General features: G+C 56.2%; 1 protein-coding gene. It reads right to left on the bottom strand.

Annotated elements, in window-relative coordinates; genetic code table 11:
- Nucleotides 1–235, bottom strand: a 235-nt coding sequence (locus SB822_RS61055; RefSeq protein WP_410859651.1) for a hypothetical protein, incomplete at both ends; no start/stop codon positions are given.

Raw genomic sequence — 235 nt, 5'->3', positions numbered from 1 at the left:
GCCTCCACAAAACCGTTGCGAAACAGTTGCGTGTAGCCATGCACGCCACCCTCAACTTCCTTTCTGAGACCCAAAGCACCATCACGGTTAACGCGAAAGCTCATCGCCGCGGTACCAAGTATGGGAATCTGGCGGTCAAAATCCCAGTACGTGAGCGGTTCTATGCTGCCCGTACCGAGCTCAGCGTGCGTAGGAATCAGATGCAACACCCAGATGGAGCCTTCGGAGAGCCGAC

The sequence above is a fragment of the Paraburkholderia sp. SIMBA_054 genome (assembly GCF_046534875.1).
GTDB lineage: Bacteria > Pseudomonadota > Gammaproteobacteria > Burkholderiales > Burkholderiaceae > Paraburkholderia > Paraburkholderia hospita.
The sequence above is the reverse complement of the archived record's forward strand: the minus strand, read 5'-3'. Positions and strand labels throughout refer to the sequence as shown.